Source organism: Seonamhaeicola sp. ABD4_175 (assembly GCF_056160885.1).
The window spans coordinates 285,053-298,691 of record NZ_JBSWYC010000001.1 but is presented as its reverse complement, the minus strand read 5'-3'; the positions used below and the strand labels follow the sequence as shown (position 1 = coordinate 298,691).

The 13,639-nt window shown below is 31.8% G+C and carries 13 protein-coding genes; 10 read left to right on the top strand and 3 right to left on the bottom strand.

Annotated elements, in window-relative coordinates:
• The first annotated feature begins 102 nt into the window (after nt 1–102).
• The 7 genes from ACXAG4_RS01155 to ACXAG4_RS01125 all read left to right on the top strand — a co-directional run bounded on the left by ACXAG4_RS01155 (nt 103) and on the right by ACXAG4_RS01125 (nt 7,283).
• Nucleotides 103–663: a nucleotide exchange factor GrpE gene (locus ACXAG4_RS01155; protein ID WP_475294241.1), complete on the top strand. Its 561-nt coding sequence runs from the start codon at nt 103–105 to the stop codon at nt 661–663.
• 9 nt (nt 664–672) lie between these two features.
• A complete protein-coding gene (gene dnaJ / locus ACXAG4_RS01150; protein WP_475294240.1) occupies nt 673–1,788 on the top strand; it encodes a molecular chaperone DnaJ in 1,116 nt (371 codons plus the stop codon).
• A gap of 297 nt (nt 1,789–2,085) precedes the next feature.
• The gene (locus tag ACXAG4_RS01145; RefSeq protein ID WP_475294239.1) at nt 2,086–3,015 is read left to right on the top strand and encodes an ABC transporter ATP-binding protein; all 930 of its coding nucleotides are present in this window, start codon (nt 2,086–2,088) and stop codon (nt 3,013–3,015) included.
• A gap of 3 nt (nt 3,016–3,018) precedes the next feature.
• The gene (locus ACXAG4_RS01140) at nt 3,019–4,329 is read left to right on the top strand and encodes an ABC transporter permease (protein ID WP_475294238.1); all 1,311 of its coding nucleotides are present in this window, start codon (nt 3,019–3,021) and stop codon (nt 4,327–4,329) included.
• 2 nt (nt 4,330–4,331) lie between these two features.
• The gene (locus ACXAG4_RS01135) at nt 4,332–5,207 is read left to right on the top strand and encodes a mechanosensitive ion channel family protein (protein WP_475294237.1); all 876 of its coding nucleotides are present in this window, start codon (nt 4,332–4,334) and stop codon (nt 5,205–5,207) included.
• 70 nt (nt 5,208–5,277) lie between these two features.
• Nucleotides 5,278–6,117 (top strand): DUF6268 family outer membrane beta-barrel protein, encoded by an 840-nt coding sequence (locus tag ACXAG4_RS01130; RefSeq protein ID WP_475294236.1) that lies wholly within the window; start codon nt 5,278–5,280, stop codon nt 6,115–6,117.
• Nucleotides 6,118–6,119: 2 nt separating this feature from the next.
• The gene (locus ACXAG4_RS01125) at nt 6,120–7,283 is read left to right on the top strand and encodes a sigma-54-dependent transcriptional regulator (RefSeq protein WP_475294235.1); all 1,164 of its coding nucleotides are present in this window, start codon (nt 6,120–6,122) and stop codon (nt 7,281–7,283) included.
• A gap of 47 nt (nt 7,284–7,330) precedes the next feature.
• Here the strand turns inward: ACXAG4_RS01125 and ACXAG4_RS01120 are convergent, their stop codons facing one another.
• Nucleotides 7,331–8,089: a hypothetical protein gene (locus tag ACXAG4_RS01120; protein WP_475294234.1), complete on the bottom strand. Its 759-nt coding sequence runs from the start codon at nt 8,087–8,089 to the stop codon at nt 7,331–7,333.
• A gap of 123 nt (nt 8,090–8,212) precedes the next feature.
• On the opposite strand from ACXAG4_RS01120, the gene ACXAG4_RS01115 reads away from it, so the two are divergent.
• Together ACXAG4_RS01115 and ACXAG4_RS01110 are read left to right on the top strand one after the other, a co-directional pair.
• On the top strand, nt 8,213–9,064 hold the full coding sequence (locus ACXAG4_RS01115) for a PPK2 family polyphosphate kinase (protein WP_475294233.1): 852 nt from the start codon (nt 8,213–8,215) through the stop codon (nt 9,062–9,064).
• Nucleotides 9,057–9,623: a hypothetical protein gene (locus ACXAG4_RS01110; protein WP_475294232.1), complete on the top strand. Its 567-nt coding sequence runs from the start codon at nt 9,057–9,059 to the stop codon at nt 9,621–9,623. Before ACXAG4_RS01115 ends, ACXAG4_RS01110 begins: the two co-directional genes overlap by 8 nt.
• Here ACXAG4_RS01110 and ACXAG4_RS01105 read toward each other — a convergent pair whose 3' ends face one another.
• Together ACXAG4_RS01105 and lysA are read right to left on the bottom strand one after the other, a co-directional pair.
• The gene (locus ACXAG4_RS01105) at nt 9,624–10,805 is read right to left on the bottom strand and encodes an acetyltransferase domain-containing protein (protein ID WP_475294231.1); all 1,182 of its coding nucleotides are present in this window, start codon (nt 10,803–10,805) and stop codon (nt 9,624–9,626) included. It abuts the gene before it with no gap.
• Between the two features lie 91 nt (nt 10,806–10,896).
• Nucleotides 10,897–12,132, bottom strand: coding sequence for a diaminopimelate decarboxylase (lysA, locus tag ACXAG4_RS01100; RefSeq protein WP_475294230.1), 1,236 nt, complete (start codon nt 12,130–12,132; stop codon nt 10,897–10,899).
• Nucleotides 12,133–12,320: 188 nt separating this feature from the next.
• On the opposite strand from lysA, the gene sucC reads away from it, so the two are divergent.
• Entirely contained in the window at nt 12,321–13,511 is a 1,191-nt protein-coding gene (sucC, locus tag ACXAG4_RS01095; protein WP_475294229.1) for an ADP-forming succinate--CoA ligase subunit beta, read from the top strand.
• Nucleotides 13,512–13,639: the final 128 nt, after the last annotated feature.

The following is a 13,639-nucleotide window of genomic DNA, read 5'->3' as shown; positions in this document are numbered from 1 at the left end:
CATAAAAAAAAATTAAAATATTTTAGTGACATTTTGACATTTTTATAATAATGGCAGTACTTTTGCCAACCAAATATGTACTTACATAAATAACATGTAACAATGAGCAACAAAGAAAAAAATACAGATATAGAGCAAGACCAAGTGGAGGCTACACAAACTGAAACTGTAGAAAAAGAAGAAAACAAAGAACAACCAAAAGAAGAATTAACGGTTGAAGAAAAGCTGCAGCAAGAAGTAAAACAAGAAAAAGATAAGTTTTTACGTCTTTTTGCAGAGTTTGAAAATTATAAAAAGCGCACATCAAAAGAGCGTTTAGATTTATTTAAAACAGCCAATGAAGAAGTTATGGTAGCGCTTTTACCAATTGTTGATGATTTTGAGCGTGCCTTAACACACATTGAAGAAGATAAAGAAGCCGAAGAATTACGTAAAGGTGTTGTGTTAATTTACCAAAAAATGCTATCTACCCTAGAGCAAAAAGGCTTAAAAGCAATTACTGTTGAAAAAGGTGATGTTTTTAATGCAGATGCACATGAAGCTGTAACACAAATTCCTGCGCCAACCGATGATTTAAAAGGAAAAATTATTGACGTAATTGAAAAAGGATATAAGTTAGGCGAAAAGGTAATTAGATTCCCAAAAGTAGTTATTGGGCAATAAAATATAAACATGGCAAAAAGAGATTATTACGAAGTATTAGGCATAAGTAAAGGCGCAAGTGCTGCCGAAATTAAAAAAGCTTACCGCAAAAAAGCAATTGAATTTCATCCTGATAAAAACCCAGATGATAAAGATGCTGAAGCTAAGTTTAAAGAAGCAGCCGAAGCATATGAGGTTTTAAGTGATGCCGATAAAAAAGCACGTTATGACCAATTTGGCCACCAAGCGTTTGAAAACGGCGGCGGCTTTGGCGGTGGCGGCATGAATATGGACGACATCTTTAGCCAATTTGGTGATATTTTTGGAGGTGCCTTTGGTGGCGGATTCTCTGGTTTTGGCGGTGGCGGTGGCCAACGCAGAGTTAAGGGTAGTAACCTTAGAATTAGAGTAAAACTTACTTTAGAAGAAATTGCCAACGGTGTTGAAAAGAAAATTAAAGTAAAACGTAAAATACAAGCACCTGGTACCACATACAAAACATGTTCAACATGTAACGGTACAGGGCAAGTTACACGTATTGCAAACACTATTTTAGGTAGAATGCAAACAGCATCTCCGTGTAATGTTTGTGGTGGCGCAGGACAAGTTATTGACAAAAAACCAGCTGATGCAGATGCACAAGGTTTAAAAATAGTTGAAGAAACCGTAGCCATTAAAATTCCTGCAGGTGTTGTAGAAGGTATGCAATTAAAAGTTTCTGGTAAAGGAAACGAAGCTCCAGGAAATGGAATTGCCGGCGATATTTTAGTGGTTATTGAAGAAGAAACTCACGATAAATTACAACGCGAAGGTGATAATTTACATTATGATTTATATGTAAGTTTCCCCGATGCGGTTTTAGGTACATCAAAAGAAATAGACACTGTAACAGGTAAAGTACGCATTAAAGTTGAAGCAGGAGTACAGTCTGGTAAAATTTTGCGCTTACGCGGAAAAGGTATACCAAGTATAAATGGTTATGGTAAAGGAGATTTATTGGTACATGTAAATGTTTGGACACCTAAAACGCTTAATAAACAACAAAAAGAGTTTTTTGAAAGCATGCGTGAAGACGAGCATTTTGACCCAAAACCCGAAAAATCTGATAAATCTTTCTTTGAAAAAGTTAAAGATATGTTTTCATAAAAAAGCATTACTTTTTTAAGTGAAAACACATTAATTACTGGCATTTAAACCATTAAATTGTAAGTTATATGCCATAATTGTAAAAAAGTATTGAAAAAAGAATTATATTTGGACTATCACTAATTTATATTAGTGGTAATTTTTCTTTTTCATAGCAATTTTTTTCCCATCCTTAATTTTTTTAAGGGTGGGTTTTGTTTTTTTTAGCCATTAATTTCTTCTTTTTATAACAGTTATTACCAAAACTGTTATACAAACTTTTTATATTTACAATCTATCACTACAGATAAATAAAATATGAGTAACTTATTAGAAGTTAACCAAGTTTCAAAAAGTTTTGGAGATTATAAAGCACTCAATAACGTATCGCTTAATGTGCCAAAAGGTAGTATTTTTGGTCTGTTAGGGCCCAATGGTGCAGGTAAAACAACGCTAATTCGTATTATAAACCAAATTACCATGCCCGATGCAGGAGTGGTACATTTAGATGGTGTTCCATTAAACCCTTCGCATATTAAAGATATTGGTTATTTACCTGAAGAACGTGGTTTATATAAATCTATGAAAGTAGGTGAGCAAGCCTTGTATTTAGCGCAATTAAAAGGTTTGAGTAAAACTGAAGCTAAAAACCGATTAAAATATTGGTTTGATAGACTAGAAATTGGCGATTGGTGGAACAAAAAAATTCAAGAACTATCAAAAGGAATGGCACAAAAAATACAGTTTGTTGTAACCGTATTGCATAATCCTAAATTATTAATTTTTGATGAACCTTTTTCTGGCTTCGACCCCATAAATGCAAATTTAATTAAAGACGAAATTTTAAATTTAAGAGATAACGGAGCCACCGTTATTTTTTCAACACACCGTATGGAATCTGTTGAAGAGTTATGTGATGATATAGCACTTATAAACAAATCTAACAAGCTAATTGAAGGCAAGCTCATTGATATTAAAAGGCAGTATAAAACCAATACCTTTGAGGTAGGTTTAGAAGCCGAAAATAAAGAAAATTTAAAAACTTTATTAGCTGAAAAGTTTAGTGTTTCAAACGCAAATTTTAAATCTTTAAACGATGATTTAAAGCTTAATATTAAACTTTCTGAAAATGAAAAAGCCCAAGATTTAATAGCCTTTTTAAATAACCAAGCGTACATTAATCATTTTGTTGAGGTTATACCTAGCGCTAATGATATTTTTATTCAAACGGTACAGAATAATAGTTAAAAAATGAATCATTTACCACTAATAATAAAGCGTGAATATTTAACCAAGGTTAAAAATAAATCATTTATTGTAATGACTATTTTAAGTCCTATAATAATGATTGCGCTAATTGCTGTAATTGCCTATTTAACCAATTTAAATAATGAGAAAGTTAAAACCATTTCAGTGTTAGATGAGTCTGGTTTGGTAAAAGAAATATTTCAAAATACAACCCAAACACATTATGATGTTTTAGAAAATGTGTCTCTAGCAGTTGCAAAAGAAATTGTAAGCACTACATCAAACTACGGCTTGCTTCATATTGAAAAAATAAACAGTTTAAATGAAGTTTCAAAACATATAAAATTTTATTCTGAAGAGTCGCCTTCGCTTTCAGTTATTTCAGATTTAGAACGAAAACTAGAAAAAAAGTTAACCAATTTAAAATTACAAGAAGCAGGTTTAAATGTGGCGCAAATTGAAGCTTCAAAAGTACGCATTGATATTGGGCAAGAAAATTTCACGGGCCAAGAATCATCAAAAATTGATAGTGTTATTAAGCTTGTTTTTGGTTGTGCTGCAGGTTATTTACTTTTTATGTTTATTATAATTTATGGTAACATGATAATGCGTAGCGTTATTGAAGAAAAAACTAGCAGAATTATAGAGGTTATTATTTCTTCTGTAAAACCAGTACAGTTAATGTTAGGTAAAATTATAGGTACATCATTAGCAGGTATTACGCAGTTTGTAATTTGGGTTGTTTTTGGCGGTGTTTTAATGACAATAGTATCATTAGTTTTAGGTATAAATTTAATGGAAGCTACTCCGCAGCAAGAAATTGCAGCAATGGCAGCACAAAGTAGTGATGTTGAGTTTTATTTTGAATCGTTTAAACAAGCCTTAAGCCATATGCCATTAATAAATTTAATTGTGGCATTTGTGTTTTTCTTTATAGGTGGCTATCTGTTATACAGTTCTTTATATGCCGCCATTGGTGCAGCAGTTGATAATGAAACAGATACCCAACAGTTTATGCTACCTATTTTAATGCCGTTAATTTTGGCGGTTTATATTGGTATTTTTACGGTAATTGAAGATCCGCATGGAACCGTATCAACTGTTTTTTCGTATATTCCATTAACATCACCGGTAGTTATGCTTATGCGTATACCTTTTGGTGTACCTATATGGCAACAGTTGTTAGCATTACTAATTTTAATAGGTTCGTTTATGCTCACTGTTTGGTTTGCAGCAAAAATATATAGGGTTGGTATTTTAATGTACGGTAAAAAACCAAGTTATAAAGAGTTAATTAAATGGCTTAAATATTAAATATGCCTCAAAGTTTAGAACATATTGAAGAGTCTATTGCACAAAGTTCATTATGGACTTCCATTAAAAAATTTTTAAATTTACATATAGATTTCACCGATAAAATAAGTGTTTCTATTCTAGATTTCTTAGTAGTAATAACTGCTATTTTTTTAACAACCATTGTTTTGCGTGTGTTGTTAAGGCTTATAACAAGAAATCTTCCGCAAGATGATAAAACTAAATTTAATGTAGTTTACGGTTATTTTAGGTGGCTTATTTACATTGTTATTTTATTAATTACGTTACATTCTGTAGGTGTTAATGTTACAGCGGTATTTGCAGCTTCGGCAGCCTTGTTAATTGGTATTGGTTTGGCTTTGCAAACCTTATTTCAAGATATAATTTCGGGTGTTTTTATATTAATAGACCAAAGCGTTCATGTAGGCGACATTATTGAAATTGATGGCAAAATAGGGCGTGTTGAAGAAATAAAATTACGCACAACCAGAGCTGTTACTATAGATAATAAAGTACTTGTTATTCCAAATCATTTGTATTTAGAAAACAGTTTGTTTAACTGGACACAAAATGGTACAACAACCCGAGAATCTGTAAGTGTTGGTGTTGCTTATGGTAGTGATGTACAACTGGTTAAAAAATTGTTGTTGCAAGCTGCAAGCACACATCCTGATGTAATTAGTGAACCAGAACCAAGTGTTATTTTTGCCGATTTTGGTGATAGCGCCCTAAATTTTAAACTAGTTTTTACGTTAAACGATAGTTTTAAAGCTACATTTCCAAAAAGTGATATTCGTTTTGAAATTGATAAATTGTTTAGAGAGCACAATATTAGCATACCGTTTCCGCAAAGAGATATTCATATTATTAACAAATAAAATCAATATTATTTTTCACAACATAAAAAAATTATCAAAGCAATCTGGCATAGTAACTATGTTTCTGTGTTTGTGTTTTCAATTATGCAACGCCCAATTAACAGATTTGGCACGTTTAGAGTATTCTTTTATACCTAAAAGTAAATCGCCCAATCAATACACAAAAATTAAAGCGTTATTTAATTATCCTATAAAATTAAAACCGCATACCTACTTAGTTTTAGGGGCAGAATACAATAATATTTTTTTAAATATTGAAGCAGATTACCCTTTTGATACTTCGGCATTAAACACCATTCATATTATAGATTTAAACATAGGATACACTTTTAAATGGAATGATAATTGGCGTTTGGGCATTAAATTTAATCCTAGAATTGCCTCAAATTTAGAACAGTCCTTAACATCCAATGATTTTTTTATAAATGGAGGTGTTTACACGGTTAATGATCGTTTAAAAGACCAAACACTTAAACGCCCATATAGGTTGGTATTGGGTTTAACGTATAATGCCACTACAGGCTTGCCATTTCCGTTACCATTTGTTAGTTATTACAGAGAAATTAATAACCATTGGAGCTTTAATTTGGGCGTACCAAAATCTAATTTAAAATATGCCATAAATACTCAAAATAAAGTGCAAACTTTTGTAGGTTTAGATGGGTATTTGGCACATTTACAAGGTGGTATAAATGTAAATGGTGAAATTGCAAACAACGTGTCTCTCTCTGTAATTGTGGGTGGTTTAGGTTATGAATATTTGTTTACAAAACATTTGGTAGGGTATTTGTATACAGGTTATACATTTAGATTAAATAATGTATTACGAAACAATAATAGAGATGAAATTTTTAAATTAGACGACGTAAATGCGTTTTATTTAAGAACGGGGCTCAAATTTAAAATATAATTATGCCAAAAATATTAATAATTGAAGACGAAGCCGCTATTAGGCGAGTATTAGTTAAAATACTATCTGAAGAAAGCGATACTTATACGGTTGAAGAGGCCGAAGACGGTTTAGTAGGTATTGAAAAAGTAAAAAATGACGATTATGATTTAATACTTTGTGATATTAAAATGCCTAAAATGGATGGTGTTGAAGTATTAGAAGCCGTAAAAAAAATAAAACCGGAAATTCCTATGGTTATGATTTCTGGTCATGGCGATTTAGATACCGCTGTAAATACCATGCGTTTAGGAGCTTTTGATTATATTTCGAAACCGCCTGATTTAAACAGATTATTAAATACTGTACGCAATGCTTTAGATAGAAAAGAACTTGTTGTTGAAAATAAAATTCTAAAGAAAAAAGTTAGCAAAAAATACGAAATGGTTGGTGAAAGTGCTGCAATTTCTCAAATTAAAGAAATTATAGAAAAAGTAGCACCAACTGATGCGCGCGTTTTAATTACAGGTCCCAACGGAACAGGTAAAGAAATTGTGGCGCATTGGTTACACGAAAAAAGTGATAGAGCCAAAGCTAACATGATAGAAGTAAATTGCGCAGCAATACCAAGTGAACTTATTGAAAGTGAGTTGTTTGGTCATGTTAAAGGCGCTTTTACTAGTGCAAATAAAGACAGAGCTGGTAAGTTTGAAGCAGCAAATGGAGGTACTATTTTTTTAGATGAAATAGGCGATATGAGCCTATCGGCTCAAGCAAAAGTACTTAGAGCATTACAAGAAAATAAAATACAGCGCGTTGGTAGTGATAAAGATATTAAGGTGAATGTGCGTGTTATTGCAGCTACCAATAAAGATTTAAAAAAGGAAATTGCCGATGGTAAATTTCGTGAAGATTTATACCACAGGTTAGCCGTTATTTTAATTAAAGTGCCTGCTTTAAATGATAGACGTGATGATATTCCGTTGTTAATAAACCACTTTACAGATAAAATTGCAGGCGAGCAAGGTACTGCTAAAAAAACATTTTCAGATAAGGCTATTAAATTACTACAAGATTATGACTGGACGGGTAATATACGTGAATTACGTAACGTTATTGAGCGTTTAATAATTCTTGGTGGCAGTCAAGTAAGCGAAGAAGATGTAAAGCTTTTTGCTGCTAAATAAATAATTATTTAAACATCATCCTATAATTTTTATAGGATGATGTTTTTTTAAATATCGTTTAATTCGGCCAAATAATTCTGTGTTACTTTTTTAGTGTTTTCAATAAAATAGGCCTTAATATCTTCGGTGTTTTTTTGTAGTAATTCTGCGTTATTTACACTATTAATACTAAGTGAAGTATTACTGCCAAAAGCTTTTAAAAGGTTGTTGTAAGTTTCAATATTAACAGTAAGTGCCTTATGGTATTTGTTAATAAGCGCTTCTTTTTCTAATGTGGCAGCTTTTGCTTTTTGAGCCTCTAATTGCTTAGTTATTTCGGCTTCTTTTTGTTTTAAAGTCAAACGTTGTTGCTCTAAACGTTGTTGTTCAGCTTGTAAATCATCAATAGCACCTGTAGCATTACTGTTTGTAGTAACTGCGGTAGTTTCTTCAACATAATTATTAGCTGTAAATTGGTTTAAAGCCGTAATGCTATTTTGTGCAATTTCCTTGGCTCTTTTTACAAAAAAGCGGCCATCTTCAAAAGTTTCTTGGTTTTCAACCTTTTCAAGTAAATCTGCAGCATCAATAGCTAAATTATAAGCACTTTCACAACCACAATTTTTTAGGTTTGTTTGGGCTTTTATAAAAGATTTTAATGATCTATCGGCATAATATTTTAAATGGTCTATGTTGTTAGACTCATAAGAATCTTTCACATTTGAATACGCATAAATTAAATTAGAGTCGGCTTCGGCACAGTAATCTTGCGCTATCAGTATATTAAAAGCAAAAAAGCTTAATAGAAAAAAGGTAGTTTTTTTCATCTTCAATTTGGGGTTAATTAGTAATTGTAGGTGTTTCAAAAATATCAAAAACATATTTAATGCGCTTGCATTTCATCGAAATTATGGTTTTACTATATTTATAAAGAATTTAAACGTTAATTTATGGAAGCATACAAGGTAACTTCAAACGTTACATTAAAAAATAGACCAACTAAAGTAGTAATTGATGATGCAGAAAAAGAACTTAGAAAGGTTAGAAAAAAATTAGGTAAATTACAAGATACACTTTATGCGCATGGTAAATATGCCGTTTTAGTGTGTTTGCAAGGTATGGATACCGCCGGAAAAGATAGCTTAATACGCGAAGTTTTTAAAGATTTTAATGCTCGTGGCGTAGTGGTACACAGTTTTAAAACGCCCACTAGTTTAGAGCTTAAACATGATTATTTGTGGCGCCATTACATTGCCTTACCTGCTAGAGGTAAATTTGGGGTTTTTAACCGTACGCATTATGAAAATGTGTTGGTTACAAAAGTGCACCCAGAATATATTTTAGGTGAAAATATACCGCATATTAATAGTGTTGATGATATTGATGAAAATTTTTGGGATACCCGCTTTCAACAGATAAATGATTTTGAAAAACACATAGCGCAAAATGGTACTATTATTTTTAAATTCTTTTTACACCTATCAAAAAGTGAACAAAAACACCGGTTGTTAAGGCGTTTAAATAAACCCGAAAAAAATTGGAAGTTCTCACCCGGAGATTTGGAAGAACGTAAACTATGGGACCACTACCAAGAGTGTTATGAAACCGCAATTAACAAAACATCAAAACCACATGCGCCATGGTACACAATTCCTGCCGATGATAAACCAACAGCAAGACTAATAGTAGCGCAAACGTTATTAGATACCTTAAAAACTTATACCGATATTAAAGAACCCGAAATTGGTGATGATGTTAAAAACAATATTGAATATTACAAACAACAATTACAAAATGAATAAACATATATTACTGTTTTTAATAGCGCTTTTTTTTATTGGTACAACGGGTTTTTCGCAAAGCGAAACACAAAAATTACCGTTTTATGAAATAGATGAGTATCCTGAAACTTACAATGATAATTTATTAGTAGCGCGAATGATTGATGGTTTAGGTTTTAGGTATTATTGGGCTACCGAAGGTTTAACACCTGAAGATTTAGCTTATAAACCAAGTGAAAGCGGACGTACAGCACAGGAAACAATTGTTCATTTATACGGACTTTCAAAATTTGTAAGAAATAGTGTTTTAGAAGATAATAAAGATGAAACTGAAATTACTTCAGATTTTGAAGCATTACGAAAACAAACACTGCACAATTTAAAAATAGTATCTGATGTGTTTAAAAATGCTAAAGAACCGTTTAAGTTTGAAGAAACTTCAGTGCCTTTTTGGAATATTATTAATGGCCCAGTTGCAGATGCTTTATGGCATTGTGGACAAGTAGTTATGTTGCGCAGAGCTTCTGGAAATCCGTTTAATTCTAAAGTAAGCGTTTTTAGCGGTAAAGTTAGAGAGTAATTATAAATAACTTAACCACCATTTTTGTTTGTTATTAGCTTTGTAAATCATGTATTTTTTACTTGGAAAATAAAGCAGTACAATTACGGCAACCCAAACCAAGTAAACCACAAATAATGAGTAGCCATAGTTAGCTAATTTAGCATTCATAAAAACATCTTTAGTTAAAATCATGTTCTGCCAATTTCCGCCAAAAATAATGATACCTAAAATAGCCAACACGTGAATTAATAAAACGTGTAAGAAGTAATAAAATAGCGGTACACGGCCAAATACTAACAGAAAATTAGTTATTTTGTTTTTTATGTTTTCAATAGCGTATAAAAATAAAATAGCTGGACCCATTGTAATAAGTAAATAGGCTAATGATGGCGGATATTTAGTGACTTTGAAAAACGACATTATTGTTTTGGCTGTAGTGTTTTGCGTGGTCCATGGTGTTAAATCTCCATAAACGTTTAATCCGCGTAATATGAAGAATGCTATAATTGCCGAAAATCCAATAATTACTAAATATTTTTTTCTAAGTTTTGGGTTAATATTCGTTTTGTATAACGTACCAAAACAATAGCCCAAACTTATTAACCCAAACCACGGAATTATAGGATATGCAAAGGCGTAAAACCTGTTTCCAATTAATAAAAATTGCTGTTGGTGCAAAATGTACCAAACAATAGACTTAAAACTACTGCCTTCTGTGGTAATGCTATCTAAGGCATTATGCCCAATAACCAAAATAGCACCTATGGCCAATATGTATTTAATAGGTAAATACACTGTTACAGATAATAAAATCATGCATAAACCAATAGCCCAAATTACTTGTAGAATTATAAAACCATAAGTAACATCAAATTTCCAAAGAAAATTATTTACAAAAACAGCTAGAAAAATAAGCCAAAAACCACGTGTAATTAAAAATTTAAACAATTGATTTTTGGTTTTTTTTTGTCCGTACAAAAAAGCCGAAGTTCCAGCTAAAAAAATAAAAACGGGTGCGCAATAATGGGTTATAAACCTGGTGAAAAACAGAAAGGGCGTTGTGGTTTCTAAATTTGTAGGGTCGGAAAAAAAAGAGCCATAATGAAAATAATCTCTAACATGGTCTAAGGCCATTAAAACCATTACAAGTCCTCTTAAAATATCTATAGATTCAATTCTATATGTCTTTAGTTTTTCCATATAATTAATTTATCTATTGAAATATAGTGTTTTATAAATAAAAAATGCCCAACAAATGTTGAGCAATTTTTAACTAAGATTTAAACATGATTTATTTAACCAATTCTTTTTTATTTTTTGGCGCAAAATCTACTTCAATTTGATTTCGCGTAATATCTTCAAACGTTTCTCTTTTTCTAATTAAATGTGCTTTGTTATTGTACCATAAAACTTCGGCTGGTCTTAACCTTGAGTTGTAGTTGCTTGCCATAGAAAAACAGTAAGCACCTGCATTTTTAAAACAAAGTACATCACCTTCATTAATTTCATTGATACGGCGGTTGCTACCAAAGGTATCGGTTTCACAAATGTAACCAACAACAGTGTAAAAACGTTCTTTTCCGTTAGGGTTAGAAATATTTACAATATCATGGTGCGAACCGTAAAACATTGGGCGAATTAAGTGGTTTAAACCAGAATCTATTTGTGCAAAAACTGTTGAGGTTGTTTGCTTAACTGCGTTAACTTTTACTAAAAAGCTTCCGGCTTCACTAACTAAAAACTTACCAGGTTCAAAAGCTAAGGTTAAATCTTTACCATATTCTTTACAAAAGTCATTAAACCTTGCGCTTAATTTTTTACCTAATTCTTCAATATTAGTTTCAATATCACCTGCTTTATAGGGTACTTTAAAGCCAGAGCCAAAATCAATAAAATCTAAATTTTTAAATTGTTTGGCAGTTTCAAATAAAATTTCGCTAGCGTATAAAAATACTTCAATATCTAAAATATCACTACCGGTATGCATGTGAATACCGTTAATAGTCATTTTAGTATTTTCAACTATACGTAAAATATGTGGTATTTGGTGAATTGAAATTCCGAATTTAGAATCTATATGACCTACAGAAATGTTGCTATTTCCACCAGCCATAACATGAGGATTTATACGAATACAAACCGGTGTTTTAGGGTATTTAGTACCAAATTGTTCTAATATTGAAAGGTTATCAATATTAATTTTTACACCAAGTTTTGCCGCAGCTTCAATTTCATCTAAAGAAACACCATTTGGTGTGTAAATAATTTGATCTGGGCTAAAACCGGCAGCCAAACCTAATTTTACTTCTTGTATAGAAACGGTATCAATGCCAGAACCTAAGCTGTTTAAAAGTTTTAAAATAGAAATGTTAGACAGTGCTTTTACCGCATAACTAATTTTTAAACTTTTAACACTTTTAAATGCGTTTGTAAGCCTTTTGTACTGATTTTCAATTTTTTCAGCATCATAAACATACACTGGGCTACCAAAATCTTGCGCTATTTTAAGCAATTGATTTTCCGTCATAATTCTAAATTTTTGCCAAAGATATTTTATTCAACCGAAAAAAAAATAAATAACTAAAAAATTATTAAAATTAAACATTGTGTTAATTATTTAACATGTTAAAAATAAAATACGTTTTAGTAATCAAATATTAGGGTAAGTTATAGCTATTATTTACATTTGCTTTTCTTAAAAACATTGAGCAAATTATGAATCTACACGAATATCAAGGCAAAGAGATTTTAAGCAGTTTTGGCGTACGTATCCAACGTGGTATAGTTGCCCAAAATGCTCAGGAAGCAGTAACTGCAGCAAAACAATTAACCGATGAAACCGGAACCAGTTGGCACGTAATAAAAGCACAAGTGCATGCTGGCGGGCGTGGTAAAGGTGGCGGTGTAAAACTTGCTAAAAATTTAGAAGAAGTTGAAGCATTAGCCGGCCAAATAATAGGCATGAACCTAATTACACCACAAACATCTGCTGAAGGAAAAAAAGTACACCAAGTATTAGTTGCTGAAGATGTTTATTATCCAGGAGAAAGCGAAACAGAAGAGTATTACATGTCTGTTTTACTAAATAGAGGAACCGGTAGAAACATGATTATGTATTCTACAGAAGGAGGAATGGATATTGAAACAGTTGCCGAAGAAACACCACATTTAATTTTTACTGAAGAAGTTGATCCTGCTGTTGGTTTATTGCCATTTCAAGCAAGACGTATAGCCTTTAATTTAGGTTTAAGCGGTACTGCTTTTAAAGAAATGACCAAATTTGTTATGGCTCTTTATACAGCTTATGTAAAATCTGATTCTTCTTTATTTGAAATAAATCCAGTATTAAAAACTAGCGACGATAAAATTCTAGCGGTTGATGCTAAAGTAACTATTGATGATAACGCACTATATCGCCATAAAGACTACGAAGCTTTAAGAGATTTACGTGAAGAAAACCCAATAGAAGTTGAAGCTAAAGAAGTTGGTTTAAACTATGTAGATTTAGATGGTAACGTAGGGTGTATGGTTAACGGTGCTGGTTTAGCAATGGGAACTATGGATTTAATTAAACAAGCTGGTGGAGAACCTGCTAACTTTTTAGATGTTGGTGGAACTGCCGATGCTGCACGTGTTGAAGCGGCGTTTAAAATAATATTAAAAGACCCTGCAGTAAAAGCTATTTTAATAAACATTTTTGGAGGTATTGTACGTTGTGATCGTGTGGCACAAGGTGTTATTGATGCTTACAAAAATATGGGTAACATTGAAGTACCAATTATTGTACGTTTACAAGGAACAAATGCAGATATTGCCAAAGAATTAATTGATAACTCAGGTTTAGCGGTTTTAAGTGCTACAGAGTTTCAAGAAGCTGCAGATAAAGTACAAGAAGTTTTAGCATAAGCAACAAACTTTTTAAAAATATAACAAAAAGAGCAACTGTATAAGTTGCTCTTTTTTTATGTATGCATTTCATCGATTTTTAATTTTAAGCGTCTCTAAATTGACGTTTTACGGGAATACCGTAGAGT

Excerpts from the sequence above, each read along its gene's own strand:
- ACXAG4_RS01110 (WP_475294232.1), top strand. The coding sequence starts at position 9,057 with ATGAATAAACATATATTACTGTTTTTAATAGCGCTTTTTTTTATTGGT.
- ACXAG4_RS01155 (WP_475294241.1), top strand. The coding sequence starts at position 103 with ATGAGCAACAAAGAAAAAAATACAGATATAGAGCAAGACCAAGTGGAG.
- ACXAG4_RS01105 (WP_475294231.1), bottom strand. The coding sequence starts at position 10,805 with ATGGAAAAACTAAAGACATATAGAATTGAATCTATAGATATTTTAAGA.
- ACXAG4_RS01145 (WP_475294239.1), top strand. The coding sequence starts at position 2,086 with ATGAGTAACTTATTAGAAGTTAACCAAGTTTCAAAAAGTTTTGGAGAT.
- ACXAG4_RS01125 (WP_475294235.1), top strand. The coding sequence starts at position 6,120 with ATGCCAAAAATATTAATAATTGAAGACGAAGCCGCTATTAGGCGAGTA.
- ACXAG4_RS01140 (WP_475294238.1), top strand. The coding sequence starts at position 3,019 with ATGAATCATTTACCACTAATAATAAAGCGTGAATATTTAACCAAGGTT.
- ACXAG4_RS01135 (WP_475294237.1), top strand. The coding sequence starts at position 4,332 with ATGCCTCAAAGTTTAGAACATATTGAAGAGTCTATTGCACAAAGTTCA.
- ACXAG4_RS01115 (WP_475294233.1), top strand. The coding sequence starts at position 8,213 with ATGGAAGCATACAAGGTAACTTCAAACGTTACATTAAAAAATAGACCA.
- lysA (WP_475294230.1), bottom strand. The coding sequence starts at position 12,132 with ATGACGGAAAATCAATTGCTTAAAATAGCGCAAGATTTTGGTAGCCCA.
- ACXAG4_RS01120 (WP_475294234.1), bottom strand. The coding sequence starts at position 8,089 with ATGAAAAAAACTACCTTTTTTCTATTAAGCTTTTTTGCTTTTAATATA.
- dnaJ (WP_475294240.1), top strand. The coding sequence starts at position 673 with ATGGCAAAAAGAGATTATTACGAAGTATTAGGCATAAGTAAAGGCGCA.
- sucC (WP_475294229.1), top strand. The coding sequence starts at position 12,321 with ATGAATCTACACGAATATCAAGGCAAAGAGATTTTAAGCAGTTTTGGC.